Annotated in this window: 17 protein-coding genes and 2 pseudogenes; 15 read left to right on the forward strand and 4 right to left on the reverse strand. The window is 50.0% G+C overall.

Annotated elements, in window-relative coordinates; genetic code table 11:
* Positions 1-12: 12 nt before the first annotated feature.
* The 6 genes from GPL15_RS22225 to GPL15_RS22250 all read left to right on the forward strand — a co-directional run bounded on the left by GPL15_RS22225 (position 13) and on the right by GPL15_RS22250 (position 6,921).
* Complete coding sequence (locus GPL15_RS22225) at positions 13-477, forward strand: RidA family protein (RefSeq protein WP_215700859.1); 465 nt, start codon at positions 13-15, stop codon at positions 475-477.
* The gene (locus GPL15_RS22230) at positions 474-2,867 is read left to right on the forward strand and encodes a glycoside hydrolase family 9 protein (protein ID WP_252198560.1); all 2,394 of its coding nucleotides are present in this window, start codon (positions 474-476) and stop codon (positions 2,865-2,867) included. Before GPL15_RS22225 ends, GPL15_RS22230 begins: the two co-directional genes overlap by 4 nt.
* Before the next feature lie 46 nt (positions 2,868-2,913).
* Complete coding sequence (locus GPL15_RS22235; RefSeq protein ID WP_215700860.1) at positions 2,914-3,984, forward strand: SIS domain-containing protein; 1,071 nt, start codon at positions 2,914-2,916, stop codon at positions 3,982-3,984.
* A gap of 71 nt (positions 3,985-4,055) precedes the next feature.
* Positions 4,056-4,991, forward strand: a complete 936-nt coding sequence (locus tag GPL15_RS22240) for a BadF/BadG/BcrA/BcrD ATPase family protein (protein ID WP_215700861.1) — start codon at positions 4,056-4,058, stop codon at positions 4,989-4,991.
* A 40-nt stretch (positions 4,992-5,031) separates the two neighbouring features.
* The gene (locus GPL15_RS22245) at positions 5,032-6,159 is read left to right on the forward strand and encodes an amidohydrolase family protein (protein ID WP_215700862.1); all 1,128 of its coding nucleotides are present in this window, start codon (positions 5,032-5,034) and stop codon (positions 6,157-6,159) included.
* Positions 6,160-6,174: 15 nt separating this feature from the next.
* The gene (locus GPL15_RS22250; RefSeq protein ID WP_215700863.1) at positions 6,175-6,921 is read left to right on the forward strand and encodes a glutamine amidotransferase; all 747 of its coding nucleotides are present in this window, start codon (positions 6,175-6,177) and stop codon (positions 6,919-6,921) included.
* 172 nt (positions 6,922-7,093) lie between these two features.
* On the opposite strand, the gene GPL15_RS22255 is transcribed toward GPL15_RS22250, so the two are convergent.
* The 3 genes from GPL15_RS22255 to GPL15_RS22265 all read right to left on the reverse strand — a co-directional run bounded on the left by GPL15_RS22255 (position 7,094) and on the right by GPL15_RS22265 (position 12,624).
* Entirely contained in the window at positions 7,094-8,977 is a 1,884-nt protein-coding gene (locus GPL15_RS22255; protein ID WP_215700864.1) for a heparinase II/III family protein, read from the reverse strand.
* A gap of 165 nt (positions 8,978-9,142) precedes the next feature.
* Positions 9,143-10,759 (reverse strand): response regulator, encoded by a 1,617-nt coding sequence (locus GPL15_RS22260; RefSeq protein WP_215700865.1) that lies wholly within the window; start codon positions 10,757-10,759, stop codon positions 9,143-9,145.
* Positions 10,756-12,624: a histidine kinase gene (locus GPL15_RS22265; protein ID WP_215700866.1), complete on the reverse strand. Its 1,869-nt coding sequence runs from the start codon at positions 12,622-12,624 to the stop codon at positions 10,756-10,758. The genes GPL15_RS22260 and GPL15_RS22265 overlap by 4 nt, the downstream gene beginning before the upstream one ends.
* 286 nt (positions 12,625-12,910) lie before the next feature.
* On the opposite strand from GPL15_RS22265, the gene GPL15_RS22270 reads away from it, so the two are divergent.
* Positions 12,911-14,299 carry a sugar ABC transporter substrate-binding protein gene (locus tag GPL15_RS22270; protein WP_215700867.1) on the forward strand — a complete coding sequence of 463 codons (1,389 nt, stop codon included), beginning with the start codon at positions 12,911-12,913 and terminating at the stop codon, positions 14,297-14,299.
* On the opposite strand, the pseudogene GPL15_RS28195 reads toward GPL15_RS22270, so the two are convergent.
* Positions 14,288-14,458, reverse strand: a pseudogene (locus GPL15_RS28195) (DUF6783 domain-containing protein). The gene GPL15_RS22270 and the pseudogene GPL15_RS28195 overlap by 12 nt on opposite strands.
* On the opposite strand from GPL15_RS28195, the pseudogene GPL15_RS28200 reads away from it, so the two are divergent.
* From GPL15_RS28200 to GPL15_RS22305, 8 genes and pseudogenes are all read left to right on the forward strand, one after another.
* A pseudogene (locus GPL15_RS28200) lies at positions 14,396-14,578 on the forward strand (DUF6783 domain-containing protein); the annotation flags it as partial. The pseudogenes GPL15_RS28195 and GPL15_RS28200 sit on opposite strands and share 63 nt — an antisense overlap.
* Position 14,579: 1 nt before the next feature.
* Entirely contained in the window at positions 14,580-15,653 is a 1,074-nt protein-coding gene (locus GPL15_RS22275; protein WP_215700868.1) for an ABC transporter permease subunit, read from the forward strand.
* Positions 15,654-15,667: 14 nt separating this feature from the next.
* Positions 15,668-16,504: a carbohydrate ABC transporter permease gene (locus GPL15_RS22280; protein WP_215700869.1), complete on the forward strand. Its 837-nt coding sequence runs from the start codon at positions 15,668-15,670 to the stop codon at positions 16,502-16,504.
* Positions 16,505-16,617: 113 nt separating this feature from the next.
* Positions 16,618-17,799, forward strand: coding sequence for a glycoside hydrolase family 88 protein (locus GPL15_RS22285; protein ID WP_215700870.1), 1,182 nt, complete (start codon positions 16,618-16,620; stop codon positions 17,797-17,799).
* Positions 17,800-17,816: 17 nt separating this feature from the next.
* Positions 17,817-19,853 carry a heparinase II/III family protein gene (locus tag GPL15_RS22290; protein WP_215700871.1) on the forward strand — a complete coding sequence of 679 codons (2,037 nt, stop codon included), beginning with the start codon at positions 17,817-17,819 and terminating at the stop codon, positions 19,851-19,853.
* A 22-nt stretch (positions 19,854-19,875) separates the two neighbouring features.
* A complete protein-coding gene (uidA, locus tag GPL15_RS22295) occupies positions 19,876-21,666 on the forward strand; it encodes a beta-glucuronidase (RefSeq protein WP_215700872.1) in 1,791 nt (596 codons plus the stop codon).
* Positions 21,667-22,014 carry a LysR family transcriptional regulator gene (locus GPL15_RS22300; protein WP_215700907.1) on the forward strand — a complete coding sequence of 116 codons (348 nt, stop codon included), beginning with the start codon at positions 21,667-21,669 and terminating at the stop codon, positions 22,012-22,014. It begins immediately after the preceding gene.
* Between the two features lie 258 nt (positions 22,015-22,272).
* Positions 22,273-22,992, forward strand: coding sequence for a DUF5131 family protein (locus GPL15_RS22305; RefSeq protein WP_215700873.1), 720 nt, complete (start codon positions 22,273-22,275; stop codon positions 22,990-22,992).
* Positions 22,993-23,122: the final 130 nt, after the last annotated feature.

Consider the following 23,122-nt stretch of genomic DNA (forward strand, 5'->3'; position numbering starts at 1 on the left):
AGGAAGGAAAATATGGACGTATATGAAAAGATGAAAGAACTGGGTATCACACTGCCGAAAGCTCCGGAGAAAGGGGGCAGTTACTCCCCGGCCAAGCGTTTCGGTTCCGGACTCGTCTACATCTCCGGCTGCGGTCCTGCCATAGACGAACCGGTTAACGGCAGAATGGGGCGCGATTTTACAGTGGAAGAGGGAAAAGGTTTCGCCAGAAACAGCATGCTGAATGTGCTGGCAGTGCTGGAGCGTGAGATCGGTGATCTGAGAAAGGTAAAAAATGTGGTGAAGATCCTGACATTTGTGGAGAGCTCAGAGGATTTCCTGGACCAGCCGGCGGTGGCCAATGGGGGAAGCGGACTGTTGGAGGAGCTGTGGGGAAGCGAGATGGGGCTTCCGGCCCGTTCCGCCATCGGCGTATACGTGCTTCCCGGCAACATACCGGTGGAGACAGAAGCGATATTTGAAGTGGAAAATGATTGATCGAAGAGAGGGATAATGAGATGGACAGACAGTTTGAAAAACGTTTAGAGGAATCCATGTGGATACACGTTCCGCTGACTGTGGATGAGAGCAAATCCATAGAGCACAGAAACAGCAGGAAGAAGATTTTAAACGACGTCAGGGTGTGGGATGAGCAGAGCATGGAACCCTGGACATTTGACGGAGAAGGACATGCTGAAATTTCACCGGAAGGCACCCTGGTGCTGACCACCGGTTCCAGGGCGGATCACTGGCCTGAGAATGAGGTGAGGGCCGTGGACGCTGCTAATGGATATTACGCCACCTTCGGCTCCTATATCGCAAAGCTGAATGTGAAGGATATGGACATGTCCAGGGGAAACCGGATTTGGTTCCAGGTAAAACCCATGTGTCCGGGACTTCACAACCCCATCATCCGGGCCGGCTTCGTGAACAACGGGATCGAGAAGATACCGGACGCCTATTCCAGAGAGGGATTTAACGCCATCAATCTGAAGAATTACCAGTGGAACATCTGTATCTGGGAGATCGATTCCATCGCCCATGATAAGATCGAAGAGCTGTCCTTCAATGTGCACCGGTACGGACAGGAGCTGAGCGGGGGAGAAGAGCTGCGGTTTGAGCTGAGGGATATCCGCTTCCAGGAGGCGGAATATGTCAACGTGGTTCACGGCTGGCAGTGCAGGGAGGAAACAGCAGTATTTTCCACGGCCGGATATTTTAAAGAAGGTGTGAAAACCGCTGTGGCCAATACAAAACAAACGGAATTTGAGGTGGTGGACGCGGACAGCGGGCAGAGCGTATATCGCGGGCCCATAGAGCGCAGGATCGCCAGATATGGGGAGTTCGGGGTGATGGATTTCACGGAGGTGAAAGAGGACGGAGTGTATTTCCTGCGGTTTGGGGATTATGAGAGCGAGGAATTCCCGATTTCCGATACGGCCATGGATGAAGTGGTATGGAAGCTGGTCAACTTCCTGTTCGGAGAGCGCTGCGGTTACCCGGTGCCCCAGAAACACGGAACCTGCCATGGCGACGTGTATGCAGAGCACAATGGACTGAAGCTGGCCTATCAGGGAGGATGGCACGATGCGGCCGACGTATCCCAGCAGACTATACAGACGGCGGAAGTGACCCACTCCATCCTGGAGACCGCCCAGGCGGTTAAGGGCAGAAATCCCATGCTGTACAGAAGGTTGATGGAAGAGGCCAACTGGGGCCTGGACTTCGTGCTCCGGATGCGCTTTGGAGACGGCTACCGGGCTACCGGGGCGACGATCCGCCGCTGGACCGACGGCATGCTGGGCAATATGGACGACTGTGAAGCCAGAGTGCACAACCGTTCCTTCGACAATTTTGTGATGTCTGGTCTGGAAGCCTATGCGGGAATGGCATTTGCTAAAGAAGACCAGGCCCTGGCCTGGAAATGTAAGGATGCGGCCAGGCAGGACTACGGCTTTGCCCTGGAGCGGTTCCGTCTGGTGGGGATGGAGGAACCGTATCTGAAGGAACACACAGCATCCGCCAGCCTGTCCCAGTATTACGCGGCGGCCGGATGGGCGGCGGCCCAGATCTACCAGGCGACAAGAGATCCGGAATACATCCCTCTCATCGCGGAGTTTATTAATAAAATGGCCGCATGCCAGGAGACGGACAATGAAAAGCTGTCCATTCACGGATTCTTCTACCGGGATGAGAGCAAAAAGGCCATCGTGCATTTCTCCCACCAGAGCCGCGACCAGATCTTCGTGCAGGCGCTTTGTGAGGCGTTAAAGGCTCTGCCGGACCATCCGGACAGGGAAAAATGGGAAGCCGCAGCCAGGTTGTATGGAGACTATCTGCTGGCATTGACAGAATATACGGCGCCTTACGGGATGGTTCCGGCCGGAATTTTCTCCGAAACAGAGGCGGATGACGTGGAGACCTTCCAGCTGATCCATCCGAAGGTGGATTACGACAGGGAGAGGATCAACTATATCGAGCAGTTAAAACAGGGGGTTCCTTTAGGAAATGGATATTACCTGAAATGTTTCCCTGTCTGGTTTTCCTACCGCGGCAATTCGGCCCTTCACCTTTCTATGGGTAAAGCGGCCTCCCTGCTGGGAGCTTATTTCAAGGATGAGAGGCTGACCCAGGTGGCAAGAGAGCAGCTGTACTGGACCGTGGGCAAGAACCCGTTCGGCCAGTCCATCATCTATGGAGCGGGCAGCAGTTACGGGCAGCAGTACACCGCGCTTTTAGGTGAGACCGTAGGAGAAATCCCTGTGGGAATCCAGACAAGAGCCAATGAAGACCTCCCCTATTGGCCGCAGGCTAATATCGCGACCTACAGGGAGGTGTGGACCACTCCGGTGGGCCGCTGGCTGTGGATTGCGGCAGATCTTCTGTAAAATAGCGGACAGACAGAGGCTGAATGATTTGAAATGGAGGAATAATATGGCGGAAAAGATGAAGCAGTACATAGAGGAACAGCCCGGGGTGTGGGCTGGGATATTAGAGGAAAGGGAGGCCCTGACCGGGCCTTTCCTTGAGAGGATGAAGGGTAGAAGGGCATCGCGGATCGTGCTGCTGGGATCGGGAAGTTCCATGAACGCGTCACTGGCGGCAAAAGAACTGTTTGAAGAGCTGCTGGGTGTGGAGACCAGGGTTTTGATGCCCACCCGTATGGGGCATTGGTTTTCTGAGCCGGAAGATACGCTGGTGATCGCCGTGTCCCAGTCGGGCAGGAGCACGTCCACCATGTATGCGGTGAGGGACCTTCAGGCGAAGGGGTATGAGGTGACGGCCATGACTTCGGACGGGGACTCCCCGCTGGCAAAAGCCTGTGACGGGCATATCCTGATCGGCTGCGGTCAGGAGAGCGTGGGTCCGAAGACAAAGGGCATGACGGCCACTGTTCTCACCCTGTATGTAACGGCCATGGGGCTGGCAAAGCTGTGGGGGGAAAAAACAGAAGCGGAACTGGACGTTTACGTGGACAATCTGAAGCTGTCCTTCGCTTATGCGTCTGAAAATACGGAAAAATGTTATGAATTCTGTGGACGGCATGTGACAAAAATGGCCTCCTACCCTCATTTTACCTGGGTATCGGACGGAGAAGGATATGCAGTGGGTATGGAGAGCGCCCTGAAGGTGCTGGAAACCCTGTATGTGCCGGCCTTTTGTTATGAATTTGAAGAATATCTCCATGGAGTGAACAATACCATCGGGCAGGGAGAGTGCTATTTCTGGATTCCCTCCACCGATGAAAATGCGGACCGCATGGCGCGGCTGCGGCGGTTCTGCGGGGAAAAGGGCTGCGACGGTTATCTGATAACCTCTAAAAGCCTGACGGAAACGGATGAAAAGACGCTCTGCCTGAAGGGCAGCGGCATGTGGTATACCCAGCCGTTTGAAACCATGATATTTGCGCAGGTGTTGTCGGCGGTGGGATCGGAGGAGAAGAGGATCGACTGCGACAAGCCGAAATTCCCGGAATTCTATCAGTTTATGAATACGAAGCTGTAAAGGGACGGCAAATATGATTCTGACGGCCAGTCCGTCCGACTGGGCGGAATGCTTCGTCATGGAGGAGAAATATGAGAGATCGGATGCGCTATTGGATTGGAATGGATATTGGCGGCACCACGGCCAGAATGGGAATACGGCTGGAAGGCCGGACGGAGATCATGAACTTTTCAGGCACGGGCTGCACCCTCAATTCCAACAGCTATGAAACCTGCAGGGAGCGCTACCGGGATATTACCTGGAAGGGGCTGCGCTCCATGGGGCTGGAGGTGAAGGACTGCGCCGGGATCTGCGTGGCCGCCAGCGGCATCGATAATCCGGCGATGAAACAACAGTGCAGGGGCCTGTTTCTGGAGCTGGGATTTTCAAAGGACAGGCTGCTTGTGATCAACGACTGCGAGGTGCTGCTTCATCTGAAAAAAGAGCCGGGAGCGGTGCTTCTGGCCGGTACTGGTTCCATCGCCATGGCCAGGCACAGGGACGGAACCATAGTCCGCAGAGGCGGCTGGGGCAACCTGCTGAGCGATGAGGGCAGCGCCTTTGATATTGGTGTGGAGGTGCTGCGGGCCGCCGTTAACCATCTGGACGGGCGGCTGCCGTGCCCAGCTCTCTATTCCCTCTTTTATGAGGCCATTCCCATACGGGAGCCGCTGGCATTGAACGCATATCTTCTGAAGAACTGTGCCAACAAGGCGGAAGTGGCCAGGCTGGCGCCTTTGGTGGAGGCTGCGGCCGGAGAGGGGGACGTGGCGGCCCTGGATATCATCGAGAGGACGTCCGGGAAGCTCTGCAGTCTTCTGGAGAGCGCGCTGGCTCAGAGCGGGGAGACGGTAAAAGCCATGAAGGAATTGGGAATACCTGTGGTTTTCTGGGGCAGCGTCATGGTGAAAAATGAGAGGATACGGGAACGAACGGGCCAACTGCTAAGGTCAGGCCTGGGCCTGGACTTCACCACCTCACAGACGACTGCGCTGGAATATGCGGTGGAAGCTGCAAAGCTGCTGTAGGGAAGTTTGATTAAATGTCGTGATATGGAAAAACGACCGTATGAGAAAGGATAATAATATGAGAAAGATCGTGGATGGACACAGCCATTTACATGGCGGTTATACGGGATTGGAAGCATTTTACAGGGATACGGAGGAGCTGATGGAACGCACAGGCTGTTCCCAGTTCGTGGTGGCCAGTGTGCCGCAGTGGAATCCGGAATATATCTCCCAGAATCCCCTCACCATGCTGTTTAAGATGAGAAATCCGAAGAAAGTTTTTGCCTACGCCGGTTTCGACTATTATACGCCGGAGGGCATCTGCCCCAAGGACTTCACCGGTCAGGTGAAGCGGTATATGGAGATGGGATATGACGGCATAAAAATGATCGAGATGAAACCTATGATCCACAGGGATTTAGGGAAGTCATGGATCAGCAAGCCGTGTTATGAGGAGATGTTCTCCTATCTGGAGGAAAAGCAGATTCCGCTGCTGATGCATGTGAACGACCCGGAGACCTTCTGGAGTGCTGACACCTGCCCTGATTTTGCGCTTCAGAAGGGGTGGCTGTACGACGACGGAACCTATGCGGAGAAGGAGGAGATCTATCAGGATACCCACAAGGTTCTGGCCGCTCACCCCAGGCTTCAGGTGGTGCTCCCTCATTTTTATTTCCTTTCAGATGATATCGGGCGGTCAAAAGAGGTGATGGAACGGTTCCCCAATGTCAGGTTCGATCTGACTCCGGGAGTTGAGATGTATGAGAACTTCACGAAAATCCCGGATCAATGGCATGATTTCTTCATCAAATACGCGGACCGGATTCTATTTGGCACGGATAACGGGGGCCTGAGCGGAGACGGCATGACTCCGATGAAGGAGAAGATTGAATATGCGGAGCAAAATGTGAAGAATATCCGCCATTTTCTGGAGACTACCGACGATTTTGAAGGATACGGTTTTCCGATCAAGGGAATCGGGCTTCCCGATGAGGTTCTTGAGAAGATATACCATACGAATTTTGAAAAAATGACGGGCATGGAGCCTGTGGATGTGCAAGTGGACCAGGTGCTGGAATATACGGAGGAGCTGGTGGAGCTCTACCGCAGAGGGAACAGGATGAAGTATCACGAGATATCGTATCCGCTGCTGCTGGAAGTCTATGAGGGCCTGAAAAAATACAGATAGGCGATGAGGAAGAAGATGGAAGAGAAGAGGATATTGTTTTTAGGGGAGAGCTATACGGGAACCTTCACCTATGTCCGCGGCGCAGATTATGTGACCCTGCCCGCCTATTCTGATGGGAAGGGGGCCGGGTTCTGCAGCATGCTCAGACAGGGCGGATTTTCCGTAACCCACATGATGACCCACGATGTGGTGGAACATTTTCCTGTGACCATGGAAGAGATGAAGGAATACGATGCGGTAATTTTAAGCGATGTGGGCAGCAACACCATGCTGAAAAACCCATCTACAGGAGTGCGGGTTAACCGCTTAAAGCTCCTTCGCGATTATGTGTACCAGGGAGGCGGCCTTTTGATGTGCGGCGGTTATTTCAGCTTTTCCGGCATCGGCAACACAGCCAGATACGGCATGACCCCTCTGGCTGAGGTCCTGCCTGTGGAGATGCTAAACTGGGACGACCGCATGGAATGCCCGGAAGGCGTGCGCCCGCAGGTTCTTTTAAAGGATCACCCCACCGTAGAGGGCCTGCCCGCAGACGGATGGCCGATCCTCTGCGGCTACAACAAAGTAATGCCGAAACCAGGCGCGGATGTGATCGCATCCTTTGGAAATGATCCTTTTCTGGCGGCCATGGGCTTCGGAAAAGGGCGGGCCTATGCGTTCACCTCCGACTGCACGCCCAATTGGGCTTCGGAGGAGTTTCTGAGCTGGGAAGGGTATGCGCGGCTGTTTACAAACATTGCGGAATGGATCTGTGGAAGGTAAAAGAGATTGAATGTTCCCCGCATATGAAGCCGGTCCGAAGACATTCCAATTTGAGGATTTATTTTTACTGGTATGTCGATAGAGATGGAAACGGGGAAAAAGTATTGAGAGATAGAAAATAGGGTTGCCGCAAAATGAATTTGACATTCATTCTGCGACAACCCCTTTTCCTTTAACCGTCTGCCCGTATCCTCAATTCCACCTTCCCCCCCATAAAAGTTACCAAACACCTGTAAATCTCATGTTTCCAGGCTGACCGCAATCTCTGGTCTTCAATGGGAATGCTCTGAATTTCAACTCCACATTCTCCTGTGATCCGGCATTCTCCCAGACTGCCCACTAAAAGAACCTTCGAACCGGCATCCCAAACCGGTTTCTCATAGGTCATCAATGACAGGACGGCCGGCGACAGAGAACCGTCATAGGAATCCGTGATCACAATCTCTTTTTCCTTGTAAAGTTCCGCTTTGCGGATATAGGATTTGATCCGTTTATCCGGGTACGCATCCGCAATATCCATGGTGATAAAACTGTAATCTTTACCTAAAAGATAAGCCACGTCTTTGGCCTTATAATCCGCCCCGTTCATTTCCATCGCCCCGATCCCGCCGCAAAAATCCGCTGTGTATGCGTAGGGCGCAGCTTCCAGGTCGGAGAGGCTGCATCCTGAAAATGTGGGCAGGTTATGATACTGTGACTGCATGGTCCATATTTCATAACGCCGGGGCGAAAATGTTTTTCCAGTATAGCTTTCAACGCCGATATCTATGAATAAGGGCTTCCCATCCTTATAAACGGTAAAGCTGCCTGTGTCATTGTGGTTGTGGCTGTCGTCATTGCCTCCGGCTTTTACGGCAAGGCAGAAGCGGCTGTCTCTGGAGATAAAAAGGCCGGTGCTTTCATAATACAGGTCCCCGTGGGGGATTGGAGGATTTTTGCCATATGTGATCATTTTTTCATGACAGGCCAGGGTTTGGAGGCGGTAAAACAGGTTGTGCTCCCTGGTGAGAAGCGGGTCGTCGCTTTTTTGGTAGTCAGAGGCGGCCAGTTCCATCAAATCTGAATTTCGGGTTCTCAGGCCGAACAGGAATTCCCTTGCATTGCATCTTCCGGCCACCGGGGAGCAGTCGGAAAAATTAACATAATAAATATCATCAATATGCACATTTACAATATATGCGGCGATATTCTTGATTTTATTATTTTCATACAGAGAAGCGAAGGCATTGCCCGTTATCCCGTTTAGCACCTCCATGCAGTTGAACAGGCACAGCCCGGCGTGTCGGTAATATTGGGCGCCCTCGTCGCAGCAGCCGTCCTCCCCGTATTCCTCCAGAAAATAATCGATGCTCCGGCATGCTTTGGCCAATATGGCCTCCTCCTTTTTTCCATTCCCGTCCGTATTCCGCGTAAATGCGGCCAGCAGCACGTTCTGGGTACACCAGACCGTCCAGTTATTCAGCGGTTCCCTGCCGTTTCCCATCCACCAGAAATGTTCCGTCAGATAGGGGGTGAAGATTCTGGTTTCCAGATTGTGGTCAATCATCTTTGAGATGGCAGGGCTTATGGACGCGAATGCTTCTCTTAACAGAAACTCGGCCAGGGCCAGCACCGCGCCTGTTTCCGCGCAAAACAGGTCGATGACCGGACGTGTCACATCGGGAAGGGGAAGCTGAGGGGTATCCCGGATGTAGGAATTGTGTGCGGGAAGCTGCCAGCCGCTTTCCCCGCAGATGGCGAAAACCCCGTTTATGATATCGTCCATGAAACGGCCTTTGTTTTCCACGCATTCGGCCAGCACCAGGGAATTTAAGGCCGTGCGGCGGTCGAAGAGCTTGGTTTCATAGTTTACGCGGTTTCCATTTCTTGAAAACTCCATATAATCCCCGGCAGTGAGAACCGGATAGCTGTAGTTCAAATATAATTCCCCGTCTTTTATGAGTCGCTGTTTTAAAGAATTGTCCAAATGATTCCAAAAATCCCGGTCCTGGACAGGAGAGGATGGGCGAAAGAGAGACAAGGGGGCGGTCAATTGTTCTGCGATTTCTGTAAACATGGTTATCTGCTCCTTTTATACGGCATAAAAATACCGCTGATCTGTACTTTAATTTAATACCAGATCAGCGGTATTTACAATGAAATATTTACAGATATAGATGCAATTTTTCACTGAATTTTTATGCCAGCCCCCTGTTTTTCCAGCCAGGGGCGCCTTGCGCCGTTAAAATGTCATGGGGCCGGTCAGATGGGCCTGGACATATTCCCGGGGAGAGATGCCCTCCACCTTTTTAAATACTTTGCTGAAATAAAAAGCGCTTTCAAATCCCAGCATGTCCGCCACTTCGTAGATTTTCATATTTTCTTCCAGAAGCAGATTTTTTGCCTTTGCAATCTTTTTCTGGGTGATGTACTCTGAAAAACCGATATTACAGGATTTCTTAAAAAGGGCGCTCAGATAATTGGGGCTCAGCCCAAAAACGGCGGCAACCTCGTTTAAGGTGAGCCGTTCCTCCACATGGTTGTTGATATATTTTTGGACATTGGTGATCACATGGTCTTTATAGGTTTTTCGTTTGCTCTGAAGAACCTGGTTGAGCCCGCTTCGGAAGGTTTCCAGCCATTCGTTGACCTGGTCCACATTTTTCAGCTTATAGATGGAACGGTATCCGTCGGTATGGCCGGAAAAGATCTGATTCATGGTTTCTTCGCCGTCCGGCAGCAGGGAAATTGCCAGATACAGGATGTTGCAGGCCCCGTCCATAGCCTGAAGGTAGCGGAGCGGGTGGGAAGCGAAGAGCTCAGTGATCTGTGCGATGGCGGTGTTCAGCACATCCGTATCGAATTCTTCAAACGCTTTTGTAAGGGCGTCCTTAAACAGCGCCAGATTGAAGGAGTTTTTAAGGACGTCTTCCGTGATGCTGGAAAATGTCATGATCGGGCTGTCAGGAGATGCCATGTTAAACGCCCGCCTGGCCTCCTGATAGGATTCGCTGATTTTCAGCGGATCTTCCGCAATGCTTCCGATTCCGGCAGTCAGCCGGACAGAAAAATAGTTATATACCATATGGCAGGTATTGTCTAGGGCTTCCTTGAGGGAACTGAGGCTCAAATCCTTTTTGGAAGCGGAATAGAAAATCACGGCAAAATGCCGCTTGTCCAGGGAAATGATATAACAGGCCAGGTATTTTGATAAAATTTCCCGGGTCATCTGCAGGCTGCTGGAATACAGGTTTACCTGCTGGGCCGGTTCCATGGAATCGGCTTTTTCGCTGTAGATTTCCCCGTGGCAGGCGATATAATACAGATCCGTGAAATCCAGTTTCAGATCTTTTGCCTGTATTTCAAACTGTTCCCTGCTGTCAAACAGGTTGTAGAGAAGCCGCATGAGGAATTTGTCGTTGTAGTTCTGCAAAAGGGGCCGTCCGCCTTCTTTTTTGTAGGCCTCGCTGACCTTTAAATCCTCCAGCCGTTCAATTGCCCGCTTTACGGAATCAGTCAGGGATTGGGCGTCCAGTTCCAGCTTTATCAGATAATCCACGGCCTGATAGGACAGGGCTTGTTTGATCAGTTGAAATTCTTCGTAACTGGTGAGAAAGATAAACAGGGGGATGGGTCCGTAAGTGTCCCGGCATGTTTTTGCCAGATCCAGTCCGTTCATGATGGGCATTTTGATATCGGTGATCACCAGTTCAGGCGAATATTCTTTGATAAGCTTTAACGCCGCTTCTCCGTTCATCGCCGTCCCACAGATTTCAATCCCGTGTTCCGCCCAGTTTATCATAGATTTGATGCCGATCTGAACCAATGGTTCATCATCCACAATTAAAAGTTTAATCATTGAATCCCTCCTTTTCCCTGTTCCGCCTCAGCTATGGAATAGGGGAGTATGATAGATACGGTTGTGTATTCGCCAAGCCTGCTTTCAATCTGAATGCCATAATCAGGTCCGAAATCATATTGAATCCGTTTGTTCACGTTGCCGATACCGACCTGTTTAAAAAAGTCTGCGCTGGGGCTGGCTCCCCCTGCCAGGACCTTGGAAATGGCTTCCTCCGTCATGCCTACCCCATTATCCGTGACCGAAATTTTCAGGGCTGGGGAGGAACCGGGCCCGCCCGCTTTTTCCGCTTTTATTATGATTTTTCCCGCGCAGCCCTTTGGTTCGATGCCGTGGAACAGGGCATTTTCCACCATGGGCTGAAGGGTGAACCGGTGAAGGCGGCATTGGTACAAGTCTTCCGATTCAATCTGATATTCAATGGAAATGCTTCCGCCATAACGGTACTGCTGGATTAGAAAATAATCCTTAACCAGTTCCAGTTCTTCTTTTAAGGGGATCAGGGAAGCGGTTCCTTTTGAAATGTTTTTCATCAGCCGGGCTAAGGAAGTGGTCATCTCCGCGATGCCGGGGGCATTTTGTATGGTGGCCATCCATTTGATGGAATTCAGCGTATTATACAGGAAATGGGGATTGATCTGGCTTTGGAGAATCTGGTATTCCAGGTCCTTTTTCTGTTTCTCATCGTCTACCCTTTTATCCATCAGGGTTACCACGTTCTCGGACATTTGGTTAATGCCCCGGCCGATCACTCCGAGTTCATCCTCCCATTCTATGGAAGGGTCCCTGGCGAAATTGCCGTGAGAGATTCTGTCAATCGTACCCCTGAGTTTTTGTACCGGCTGGCTGATCGCCTTGTTCAGCAGATAGATGAGGAGGAATGCCATTAAAAATATGGTGACCGCAATCACGGCTATGAGCAGCAGGTATACATGTTTCTGCATGTTGTAATTTTTTTCCGACAGCACCAGCGAAATCGTCCATCCGTTTTCATTTAAAGGGCTTGTGACCATACGCCTTTTGCTGCCGTCCGGCAGTTTCACCAGGCTGGCCTGGCTGTTTATGGTATTGATGCTGATATCCCTAAGAGATTCACAGAGCAGAGGATCTTCGGTGAATCCCCCGTTTACATATTGATAGGAATGGCCGCCGATGGTGATATAGAGATGGCTGTCCTCTTCCAGTGGAAACGAATTTAAATAGGAACTGATCAGTTGGTCGGAGATGGCAAAGTAAGTCCATCCTACGATTTCGGAATTATACTGGTTGTAAACAGGCCGGATAATGGGCAGAATCTTTTTGGTTTCTGAAGTTGAAAAAGGATCTTTGACAAGCCCGGGCCATAAATACCCTTTTGCATTGTAGATATCTTCAAAAAAATCGGTATAATGGATAATATCAGCGGCATCCGGCGTCAGGGAGCTGGCCGTATCTGAGATTTGAAGATAATTCCGGCAGTTGAGGGGGCTTACGATCACCCTTGTTATGTAATTGTGGGAATTGGTGTTCCGGTATTCCTCTTTCAGCCGTTCATAGGCGCTGAGAGCCACCATTCTTAAATAGGAATTTTCAGATGAAATGGAAGGCATCTTCGTTTGGTTTTTAAATGCGTCCAGATAGCGGCTGATATCCGGGTTGGAAGTGCACCATTCGTTAAAGTTGATAATGCTGTCCATGTTTGTGGAAACATTATGGGAAACCACCTGCAGATTGTATTCCGCCGATTGGATTTGGTTCCGTATCAAAAAGGTCTGAAAGACACAGAAACAGATGGTGACGGTTATGGCGGCGATTATCACTGTAAAAGCGCCTGTACAGGCGATAATTTTTCCGCGGATTGTCTTTGGCATCATACGTTTTATCATAGAATTACCCCGCTTTCACCAATACTATATTAAATTGCACAATATTTGTCAAACAGTTTTCGAAAATATGTGCAAGAGGCTGAATACAATCAGAAAAAAGTGCTGGTTATGATAAAAAAGTGTATGTTTTTATAGGATTAGCAAAAACAGGGGTGAGGATTTAGTTAAATAATGAATCTTTTACGAAAGAAATTCCATTCAATGATTATGGTTAAAAATATATAATTATGACATAAACAAAAGCAACAATGAAAAGCCGAAAATGGCAGAAGGAGAGAAAACAGGGATGAAAAAGAAATCTATATTGAGTTTAATATTAGCGGCATCAATGGCAGGAAGCCTGGCGGCATGCGGAGGAACACAGGCACCGGCATCAAGTGATACCCAGGCTGCGGCGTCAAGCGGAGCAGCAGCCAGCGGGGCGGCGGATACAACAGCAGCGGATACAAAAGCGGCTGAGGGTAAGACAGAAGCGTCAGCAGGACAGACGGTGCTCAAGTGGTCCATTTGGGATAAGGATCTTACACCATACTATAATCCTTTGATAGAGGCATATGAAGCAGCCAACCCGGATATTAAGATCGAGCTGATCGATTTGGGAAGCTCCGACTACCAGACCGTTCTTGGAACACAGCTTACGGGAAATGGTTCTGATTTCGATGTGGTTACCGTTAAGGATGTGCCCGGATATACCACATTGGTGAACAAAGGGGTATTGGAGCCGCTGGATTCCTACATAGAAAAAGACGGAGTTGACTTAGATGCATTTAAAGGGCTTACGGACCAGATCAAAGTCAATGACCAGCTTTACGAACTTCCGTTCAGAAGTGATTTCTGGGTGGTTTACTATAATAAAGATGTGTTTGACAAGGCGGGTGCTGCTTATCCAACCAATGACATGACATTTGAGCAGTATGATGAGCTGGCAAGGAAGATTACCAACACAGAACCGGGTTCAGAAGTATTCGGCGCCCATTACCATACATGGAGAAGCGCGGTGCAGCTTTTCGGTATCCTGGACGGAAAACATACGATTGTTGACGGGGAATACGACTTCCTGAAACCTTATTACGAGATGATCTTAAAAGAGCAGGAAGACGGCGTATGCCAGGATTATGCCACTTTAAAGACATCCAACCTTCATTATTCAGGCGCATTTTCACAGGGCAACATCGGTATGATGAACATGGGAACCTGGTTTATCTCAACTTTGATCGAGAAGATCAACAACGGAGAATATGCGGACTGCGCCAACTGGGGAATCGCAAAATATCCCCATGCAGAAGGCGTGGAGCCTGGTTCAACCCTGGCTACAATTACGGCTTTATCCATTCCTACCAGCGCGCCTCATAAAGACGAAGCGTGGGATTTCATCAAATTCGTATGCAGTGAAGAAGGCGCTGAGATCCTGGCTAAGACCGGCACAATCCCGGCTCTGATGACAGATGATATCGCGACCATGATTTCCGGAATCGCCGGATTCCCAACAGATGAGACCAATAAAGAAGCTCTTCAGACCGCAAACCTCTATCTGGAAATGCCGGTTAATCCAAAGAGTTCTGAGATGGAAACCATCCTCAACGAGGCTCATGACAATATTATGACCGGAAATATGACCATTGATGAAGGCATTGCCAGCATGAATGAAAAAATCAAAACGGTTTTAGGACAGTAAGCAAAGACAATTATATAGGGCAGTTATAGAGCGTGTTTGAAAATTCATTTCCGCCATCTGCACGTCCCGCTTTGCGGTATATTTGCCCCGAATTCAGGTTACATAGCCCGCTATGCGCCCTTCATTCGGGACAAATCTCCCACAAACTGTGACGCACATCTGACAGAAAGCAATTTTCAAACACACTCTAGGAAACAGAGGCAGACGGTGTTACAAACGTCTGCCTCATTTAAAGAAATTATGAAAAAGGAGGATGGCCGGATAACCGGTTTAGAGTGAGATGGCAAAGGTGAGAAAGATTGACCCGGCAGAGGTTGAAAAAAAACTGGCTGTTCTAAATCCCCAGCTTGAGGAATTAAAGCAGCAGGTGCAGAGAGAAAATGATCCAAAACGCCGGGAGCGGCTGGCGAAAAGGGTTGAAAAAACAGAGGATAAAATCAGGCAGGCAAAGACGGGGGAGCGGTTTAGCAGGCAGACAAAACGGGACCTGGTGGCTTATTCTTTTATCGCTCCTAATTTTATTGGATTTGCGGTATTTACCCTCGGACCTGTAATTTTCGCATTTGTTTTGGCATTTTTAAAATGGGACGGCAATAATCCAATGGAATTTGCCGGATTGAAGAATTTTATGCAGATGTTCGGAAACCAGCGTTTTATGGCATCCCTGAGGAATACGGTGGTGTATTGTATCGCCACGGTGCCGCTGACCCTGGCGGCGGCCTTAGGCCTGGCTGTCATATTGAATCAGAAAATTAAAGGAAAGAATTTTTTCAGGACAGTCAGCTTCTTTCCTTATGTAGCGTCATTGGTTGCGGTGGCTGCGGTCTGGAATATGCTCTTTTCCCCGGCCAAAAGCGGTCCGGTCAACATGATCTTATATCATCTGGGTGTTGCGGCTAAAAGCCTTCCCAAGTGGTCGGCGGATAAGAACTGGGTTATGTTTACGGTTGTCCTGTTTTCCGTCTGGAAAAACATGGGATATTATATGGTAATCTACCTGGCCGGACTTCAGGGAATCAATGCTGAATTATATGAGGCGGGAAGTCTGGACGGAGCCAATGTATGGCAGAAATTCCGCTATATCACATGGCCCCAGCTTCAGCCCACTACATTTTTCGTAACAATTATTCTTACTATCAACTGCTTTAAGGTATACGACATCGTTTACATGCTGGCAGGAGGAAATACCGGAGTGCTGAATGAATCCGCCATCGTGCTGGTTTACCACATCTACGAAGAAGCTTTCAGAAACTGGAATCTGGGCTATGCCAGCGCAGTTGCCATGATATTGTTCCTCATCGTTCTGGCCATCACATTGGTACAGTTCCGCGGTGAGAAGAAATACGCGAATTAAGGAGGAAGCCTGAGATGAAGATTAGTAATAGAAAGACCAGATTATTTAAGGGCATTCTCTATGTAGTGCTGATTATTCTGGCAGCCATTATGCTGGTGCCGTTTGCGTGGATGCTGTCCGCGTCATTTAAACTGGATAAGGACGTATTCATTTTCCCGATCCAGTGGATTCCCACTAACCCAAGATGGAAGAACTACGTGGATATCTGGAATCGGATTCCGCTGGCTAAATTCGTGCTCAACACGGTGAAACTGACGCTGATCGTGACATTTTTACAGCTTTTAACCAGCAGCTTTGCGGCATATGCCTTTGGAAAGCTGGAGTTTAAGGGAAAGAACGTGCTGTTTCTGGCTTACATAGCCACCATAGCGGTTCCATGGCAGGTTTACATGGTTCCACAGTTTATGATGATGCGTTCCATGGGGCTTGCGGATACCCATTTAGCCATTATTTTCCTGCAGGCCTTCTCTGCCTTTGGCGTTTTCATGATGAAGCAGTTCTACCAGGGAATTCCTACGGAACTCTGCGAAGCGGCCAGAATCGATGGAATGAACGAATACAGAATATGGTATAAAATCATGCTGCCGCTGTCCAAGCCGGCTTTATCCACATTGACAATTTTCACCTTTGTCAACACATGGAACGACTTCCTTGGACCGCTCATCTACCTGACAACCGAATCCAAGAAAACACTTCAGTTAGGACTGCGCATGTTCATCAGCCAGTTCGGTTCTGAATACGGCCTGATCATGGCGGCTTCCGTATTGAGCCTGATTCCGGTGCTTTGTGTATTCCTGTCGCTTCAGAAATATTTTGTTGAAGGCGTTGCGGCTACCGGCGTGAAAGGATAAACAGGAAGGGGGTCCACAAAAGCGGATCCCCTTTTGTGCGTGCAGCCGGCCTGAGGGCCTATAGGGCTCCAAAAAAGCCGTTTTTTAACAGTACTGGAAAAGGAGAGAACGAAATGAGCTATATTAACCGAAATGATCTGGATCAGATGAAAGAGATAACGCCGGAAGAGATAACGAATGCTTTGGACAATGCATCCCGGCAGGTGCTCCGGGTTCTGCCTGACTTTACCCATGCGTTTCAAAAGGCGTACAGCGAGAATGGATTTTACGCTCCCACCGGCAATGTGGACTGGACGCCGGGATTCTGGACAGGAGAGATCTGGCTGGCCTATGAACACACCGGGGACCAGTGTTTGAGAGAGGCAGCCGAAATCCAGATGGAAAGTTTTGCCCAGCGCATTGAGCAGAGGTCGGATGTGGAGACCCATGATTTAGGCTTTCTGTATTCGCCTTCCTGTGTGGCCGGATATAAGCTGATAAAGAGCCTGACGGGAAGGACTGCGGCCATCAAAGCGGCGGATGAACTGATCACCCGCTTCCATCCAAAGGGGGAATTTATCCAGGCCTGGGGGCCTTTAAACGCGCCGGATAATTACAGGCTGATCATAGACTGCCTGTTAAACCTGCCTCTGCTCTATTGGGCCACCGAGGAAACAAACGATCCAAAATACAGGGAGATTGCCGAAAAGCACATCCATACGGCCCTGGCCAATGTGATAAGGGATGATTTTTCCACCTGGCATACCTTCTTTTTCAACAGAGAGACCGGGGAGCCGGATCATGGCGCCACCTGCCAGGGATACAGGGATGGGTCCGCCTGGGCCAGAGGCCAGGCCTGGGGAATCTACGGAACCGCCATCGGCTATAAATATACGGGGCGGAGGGAATATATCGGTATATTTAAAGGCGTGACCGATTATTACCTCAATCACCTGCCGAATGATCTGATTCCCTTCTGGGATCTGGAATTTGGCGATGGGGACGACCAGCCCAGAGATTCGTCTTCCGCCTCCATCGCGGCCTGCGGAATGCTGGAGATGGCAAAATATCTGGAACCGGAAGACGCCGCCTATTACCGTTCCACGGCGAAACGGTTTATGAAATCCCTGGCGGACCATTATGCGGTAAAAGACTGCCGGACGTCCAATGGGCAGGTGCTCCACAGCACCTATTCCAACCATTCCCCTTATAATACCTGTAACCATTACGGGGTGGACGAATGCAATATTTGGGGAGATTATTTTTATATGGAGGCGCTTACCAGGCTTCATAAAAACTGGAATATGTACTGGTAAAGACAGGAGGCAGGAACATGACGAAAAAGGAGTTCTTTGCAAGGCGTGACGAATATTTTTTTACAGATGATATGCAGGCCGTGGCGGATTACTGCTGGAAGGAATGGCCGGAGGACTGCAGGCATATAATCCGGGCAGCCGATGAGGTCTGCCGCAATTATTTTCTGTTCGATTTAAAATGGGATCTGGAGCGGACCTGGGAACCGGTGGAATTTCCGGACGGGGTGATAGACTGGGAATACCAGCCGGGAGACGACCCGGAATTCATCTTTCAATTTAACCGCCACCGCTATTTCATCTGCCTGGGCCAGGCTTATCAGCTGACCGGAGATGAAAAATACGCCAGGAATTTCGTACGCCTGCTGACGGACTGGATCACCAGAATGAAGCGGACAAAAGAGACGGAGAAAACGGCGTGGAGGATTTTGGAAGCCGGATTCCGCGGAGAATTCTGGGTGAAAGCGGTGCGGTACTTTAAAGACAGCCCGGAACTGACGGACAAGGTAATCGATGCGTTTTACCGCTGCCTGGTGGAACATGCGGAATTTCTGATCGAAATGCATTCCCCTTACCGCTATATCAGCAACTGGGGAGTGATTGAAAATCACGGCCTGTTTGAAATCGGCATTTCCATGCCGGATGAACATCTGCGGAAACGGTATACGGAAATTGCCCTGAACCATCTGGAAATTGAGGCCGGAATGCAGATCATGGACGACGGGGTGCAGTGGGAGCAGTCCCCCGGATATCACAACGAAGTCCTCCATTGTTATGAAGACGTACTGATTTTAGCGTCCAGAAATGACATCGAAGTGCCTGAGACCATTTTAGAAAAGGTGCGCAGAATGGCCTATGCGGATCTGGCCTGGAAAAAGCCGGACCACTGCCAGTTCATGATGGGGGATACCGACCATGTGGACATCAGGGATTACATATCCGTTGCGGCATATCTTTTCAGGGACAGCGTGCTGAAATTCGGCGGATATTCAAAATTGGATTTTGAAAGCGTATGGGATCTGGGGATTGAAAGCGCCCGGATTTATGAGGGGATGGAAGCCATTGAGCCTGATTTTGCTTCCATCGCCCTGGCCGACAGCGGGAATTACTATATGAGGGACGGATGGAAGGAAGACGGAAACCTGCTTCATTTCCACTGCGGGACCATGGGAGCGGGACACGGGCATTCCGACAAACTCCACGTTGATCTGGTATTGCACGGGGAAGATGTGCTGACCGACAGCGGAAGGTATACTTATGTGGTGGGAGACGGGCGGTTCGAGTTTAAAGATCCGCCGGCCCACAATACGGTAACTGTGGACGGAAACTATTTTACGGTGAACAAGGATGCCTGGGAATGCGAAAAATTATGCCAGCCTTTGAAGCAGGGATATAAATTCAATGATTTCTATGAATTTGTCCAGGGCGGACACCTGGGATATATGGAAGACGGCGTCTATATAAACCGGAAGATTCTCCACATAAAACCGGATATCTACCTTATTATAGATGAAATGTACGCCGCAGGAACCCATCAGTACACCCAGTACTGGAACTTCAGCGAACTGGGCCAGGTGGAACTTTATAAGGGCATTTCCCCGGAAGAGACCGGATGGAAAGCCCTGTATAAAGGGCAGAATGTGAATGCTCAAGTGTATTTTCTGACCCCGGGGGCCGGGGCGGAAGCCGGGGTCGGCCGCATTGCCAGGGATTATAATAAGGCTGTAACACGTTCCAGGATTCAGGTGACATTAAAGGGGCAGGGATTTTCTTCCCTGATCACGGTAATCTGCGGTTCGGAGACGGGAAAGGACAACAGCATTTTCCTTCAGAAGATACCGGTCCGCTCTGCTTTAAAGGGGATTACCTATCCCGATTCCATGGCGGAGGCTGTGAAAATACGGCTGGACGGCAGGGAGTATGTGGCGGTCTTCTGCCACCAGGAGGTCAATTCCCCAACGGATATGGTGGAAGCGGACGGATGTATGGGATTTGGAAATGTGATTGTATTTGAAAAAGAAAAGGGCGGAATCGCCGGCACTGTCATGAACTATTAGGCAGAGAAAGGTTGAATCGATTATGTTAAGCGTGAAACAGAACAGAAGCAGAGTGGCAATGGAACTGAACGGAATATGGAATTTTAAACTGGATGACGGAAGCTTTTGCGGGCAGGAAGAAATGCCCGGAATCTTAAAAAATCCCGATCCCATCGCGGTGCCCGCCAGCTACAACGACCAAAAGGACTGCAGGGAATACAGGGATCATTATGGCTGGGCTTTTTACCAGAGAAATGTGGAGGTGCCGTTTGCGGCGGCGGGGCAGCGGATTTTCCTGCGCTTTGGAGCGGTGGCAGGGCAGGCCATGGTTTGGCTGGGAGAGCGCCTTCTCTGCACCCATCAGGGCGGATTTCTGCCTTTTGAGGCGGAGATAACGGAGTTTGCCGTCCCCGGAAGCACAGCGCTTCTGACCGTAGCTGTGGACAACCGGGTAGACCATCACACCCTTCCTATGGGAAATGACCCTGACCAGACCGCCTTTTTCGGATCGGATAACCCGGGCATCCCCAGCGTGGAAAAGGCCAAAAAGCAGCAGGCGCCCCAGAACCGCCCGAACTTTGACTTCTTTAACTATGCCGGCATTTTCCGTCCCGTATGGCTTTATACCACCCCTCAGTCACGGATAAAAGACGTTACCCTTGTAACTGGGACGGACGGCTCCGTAGAGTACCGGATCGAAGCCGAGGGAGAGGGCCAGGCTGCGATTTCCATACTGGATGCGGAAGGAAAAGAGGAGGCCCGTGGAGAGGGCCTTACGGGAACTGCAACGGTAACGGAGCCTAAACTCTGGTGGCCGTGGCCGGGAGTGCCTTACCTTTATACCGCGCACATCACATATGGGGACGACAGCTATGACCTGGCATTCGGTATCAGGAGCGTGGAGGTGAAAGGCACCCGGTTTTTAATCAACAACAGGCCCTTTTACTTTAAAGGTTTTGGAAAACACGAGGATTCCTTTTTTCACGGCCGGGGTCTGGACAACTGCCTGAATGTAAAAGACGTGAACCTGATTCACTGGCTGGGAGCCAATTCTTTCAGAACCAGCCACTACCCCTATGCGGAGGAGATGTATGACCTCTGTGACAGGGAAGGGATTGTGATCATCGATGAGACGCCGGCAGTGGGCGTCAATATGGGGGGCCGGGATAATGTATATAAATACGGCACCATGGCCCATCACCGCCAGGTGATCGAAGACCTGGTAGACCGGGATAAAAACCACCCTTCTGTGGTCATGTGGAGCCTGGGAAATGAGCCTGATTTAGAGCATTTCCCCCAGGATGCTTATGATTACTGGCATGAGTTATACGAACTGGCCCATACAAAAGATCCCCAGAACCGTCCGGTCACGCTGGTCTGCTGCCAAAATGATTATACAAAAGACATAACCAGCCGTACAATGGACGTGGTCTGTTTAAACAGATATTATGGATGGTATAATTTGAGCGGCGATTTGGACGCGGCCTGTAACGGGTGGAACATGGAGCTGGATTTTTGGCAGGAACAGGAAAAGCCGGTGATGCTCACCGAATATGGGGCCGATACGGTGGCGGGAATGCATCAGATTGTTCCGGGAATGTTCAGCGAGGAATTCCAGGCTGAATATTATGAGAGGATCAACGCCGAATGCGATAAACGGTCTTTCTTTATAGGAGAGCAGATTTGGAATTTCGCCGATTTTGCCACCATACAAGGGCCTATGAGGGTAGTGGGAAACCGAAAAGGGATCTTCACCAGGGAGAGGACGCCGAAACTGGCTGCCCATTCACTGCGGAGCAGATGGAATAAGATTCCCAACTTTTATTACAAATAGATCAGGTGCTGCAAAAAAGCTTTTGTCTCCCAGCCTTCGCTGAGCCAGACCCTTCTCCAAATGGAACAGGATTTTGGCCGCCGTATTTTCATCAGGAGCAGTGAAGGGTTAAAGGCGACGGAATTCGGGAACCTGTCTTCTTCCCAGGATTCTCCGCCTGGCCGGGATTGTACCAGAGATCCGCTATACTACAAAAAGCATGGAACCGCCTGTTACTGTCTGGATGAGAGCCTAAAAGCTTCCTGGAAACTGGTTGTGGCGTATCCGGGGGAGAAACGGCTTTCTGAAATTGCAAGAGAATTTCTGCGTATTTTTAAAGAACAGCTGGCTTATGAAACAGGATGCTGAAATATATGAAGGAGTCAAAAAGCAGGAAGGGAAACAGTGGCTTAAAAAGCTGCTGTTTCTTTTTATTTTACTGTTTACAGCCCCGCAAAGCGGCACGGCCGACAGGCCGTATCCGCTTTGCGGGGCTGTAAACAATAACCTTTTTTTAACATTTTTATGTAAATGCTCCTCTTCCTATTGAAAAATGAGAAAATATCCGGTATAATAACAAAAAAGAACATATGTTCGTTTGTATTTGCACACAAAGGCGGTGATAGTATGGTGATCTGGAATCCCTGGCACGGCTGTTCGAAGATCAGCCCGGGCTGTCTGAATTGTTATGTATACCGGAGGGATGCGGAGTTTGGAAAGGACAGCAGGATCGTAACAAAGACCAGCAGTTTTTCCCTCCCCATAAAGAAAAGCAGAACAGGTGAATATAAAATACCGGGCGGAGAAACCGTATATGCCTGCATGACCTCTGATTTTTTTCTGGAAGAGGCGGATACCTGGCGGGCTGAGGCCTGGTCCATGATGAGGGAAAGACGGGATCTGGACTTTTATATTATCACCAAGAGGATCCACCGTTTCATGTCGGAACTTCCGTCCGACTGGGGGGACGGATATGAGAATGTGACCATCTGCTGTACCTGCGAGAACCAGAACCGGGCGGATTACCGCCTTCCCCTTTTTCTCAGTTTTCCGATCCTCCACCGGGAGATCATCCAGGAACCTATGCTGGAAGAGATTCATATAGAGCCCTATTTGGCGTCCGGTAAGATCGAGGGGGTGACCTGCGGCGGAGAATCCGGGCCGGAGGCCAGAATCTGTGATTTTTCCTGGGTGCTGGAGACCATGAGACAGTGCATGGAGGCGGATGTGCCCTTTTACTTTAAGCAGACTGGAGCCAGGTTTAAAAAGGGCGGCCGGATTTACCTCATCGAACGCAAGGATCAGATGACTCAGGCTCAAAAAGCCGGAATCAATTATAAGCGCTGAGAAAAATATCCGGCATACCGGATAAGATTTTGTTAAGAAATATTAAGTTGACTCACAGTAAGGGTGAGGTAGTAAACTGTAAGTATATTAAAACATGATATAATACCGTAATCAGACGGTGGAAATGAGG

It is taken from the genome of Clostridium sp. MCC353 (assembly GCF_018785315.1).
Classification (GTDB): Bacteria; Bacillota; Clostridia; order Lachnospirales; family Lachnospiraceae; genus CHH4-2.